Raw genomic sequence first — 2476 nt, forward strand, 5'->3', positions numbered from 1 at the left:
CCCCCAGCCACCTCGACCTCCTCACCACACTCCCCACCACCCACTCCCCCACCCACCACCTCGTCCTCGGCGGCGAAGCCCTCCACGGCACCAACGTCCGCAACTGGCGCCAAAACCACCCCAACGTAACCATCCTCAACGAATACGGACCCACCGAAACCACCGTCGGCTGCACCACCCACCAAATCACCCCCCACGACCCCATCCACGACGGTGTCGTGGTGATCGGCCGCCCCATGGACGGCGTCCGGATGTACGTCCTCGACCAGCACCTGCGGCCGTCCCCGATCGGCATCGCGGGCGAGGTCTACATCGCCGGCGACCTGCTGGCGCGCGGCTACACCGGGCGCCCGGACCTGACCTCGGAGCGCTTCGTCGCCGATCCGTTCGGCGAGCCCGGCACCCGCATGTACCGCACCGGCGACCTCATGCGCTGGAACGCCGACGGCATCCTGGAGTTCGTCTCGCGCGTCGACGACCAGGTAAAGGTCCGCGGGTTCCGCATCGAGCTCGGCGAGGTGAGCGCCGCCCTGATGTCGTACGAGGGCGTCGAGCAGGTCGCGGTGATCGTGCGGGAGGACCAGCCGGGTGACAGGCGGCTGACTGCGTACGTGGTGTCCGGCGGCTCGGCTCCGGCCGTGGACCTGGCCCGTCTGCGGGAGCACGCGCAGGGTTTCCTGCCCGAGTACATGGTGCCGGCGGCGTTCGTCGCGCTGGAGGCGCTGCCGCTCACGGACAACGGCAAGCTGGACGCGAAGAAGCTGCCGGCTCCCGAGCAGGGCGGAGGCCAGGGCGGGGCGCCGCGCACGCCGCAGGAGGAGATCCTGTGCGGCCTGTTCGCCGACATTCTCGGCCTGCCCTCCGTGGGCGTCGACGACGACTTCTTCGGTCTCGGCGGCCACTCCCTCCTCGCCACCCGCCTCACCAGCCGGATCCGCTCCGTGCTCAAGGCGGACCTGTCCATCCGTGCCGTCTTCGAGAGCCCGACCGTCGGCGCGCTGGCGCGTCTGATCTCCGAGTCCGCCGGGGACAACGGAACGGCCCGCCCCCCAGTCGTCGTCGGCGAACGCCCTGCCGCGCCGCCGGTCTCCTTCGCCCAGCAGCGGCTGTGGTTCCTCAACCAGCTGGACCACGGCAGCGCCACCTACAACGTTCCGCTCGCCCTGCGGCTGAGCGGCGACCTGGACGTCGAGGCGCTGCGGGCTGCGGTGGCCGACGTGGTCATGCGGCACGAGAGCCTGCGCACCGTCTTCCCGCAGACCGACGGCCTCCCGTGGCAGCGCGTGCTCGGCGAGGTCCCGATGGACCTCCCGGTGACACAGGTGTCCGAGGAGGAGCTGCCCGCGGTGCTCGCCCGGGAAGCCCGCGGCGGGTTCGACCTGGCCGTGGACGTACCGGTCCGTGCCCGGCTGTTCACGACCAGCGCCTCGGTGGCCGTCCTCCTGCTCGTCGTCCACCACATCGCCGCGGACGGGTGGTCCATGGCCCCGCTCGCCCGCGATCTGTCCACGGCCTACACCGCCCGGGTCGGCGGCGGCGCGCCGGCCTGGGAGCCGCTGCCCGCGCAGTACGTGGACTACGCGCTGTGGCAGCGCGCGCTGCTGGGCAGCGAGGACGACCCCGGCAGCCTCGCCGCCCAGCAGCTGGACTTCTGGAAGCGGCAGCTCGACGGGCTCCCCGCGGGGATCGACCTGCCCGTGGACCGGCGGGGTGAGAGCACCTCGTACGACAAGGCCGGCTCCGTTCCGCTGCACGTACCCGCGCACCTGCACGAGCGGCTGGACGCTCTGGCACGCCGGAACGGCACCAGCATGTTCATGGTCGTCCAGGCCGCCTTCGCACTGCTGCTGTCCAAGCTCGGCGCGGGTACGGACATCCCCGTCGGCACGCCGGTGGCCGGCCGGAACGACGACGCGCTGGGCGACCTCGTCGGCTTCTTCGTGAACACGCTCGTCCTGCGCACGGACCTCTCCGGCAACCCGACCTTCACCGAACTGCTCGGCCGTGTGCGGGAGTCGGACCTGGCTGCGTACGCGCACCAGGACCTGCCGTTCGAGCGCCTCGTGGAGGTACTCAACCCGGAGCGGTCCCTCGACCGGCACCCGCTGTTCCAGGTCATGATCATGTTCCAGAACAACGCCCGGGCCTCCCTCTCGCTCCCCGGTCTGCGCGTGGGTCCGGAGCCGCTGGACTTCACGGTGTCGAAGTTCGACCTGTCGCTCGCGATCAGCGAGCGCCGCGGAGAGTCCGGTCGCCACGAGGGCATGGAAGGCAGCCTGGACTACCGCACTGCCCTGTTCGACGCCGCCACGGTCGAGGCCATGGCCGAGCGCCTGGTCCACGTTCTGAGCACGGTCGTGGAGTCCCCCGGCACCCGCCTGGACGGCCTGGACGTGCTGTCTGCGGGTGAGCGTTCGCTGGTCCTGGAGGGCTGGAACGACACGGCCCTGACGGACGGCGCCGGTGCCGGCTCGGT

The 2476-nt window shown here is 71.5% G+C and carries 1 protein-coding gene; it reads left to right on the top strand.

Going from position 1 to position 2476, the window contains the following annotated elements; genetic code table 11:
• A partial coding sequence (locus tag ABZ079_RS36755; protein WP_356943787.1) for a condensation domain-containing protein occupies positions 1-2476 on the top strand: 2476 nt, incomplete at both ends.

It is taken from the genome of Streptomyces sp. NPDC006314 (assembly GCF_040613075.1).
GTDB lineage: Bacteria > Actinomycetota > Actinomycetes > Streptomycetales > Streptomycetaceae > Streptomyces.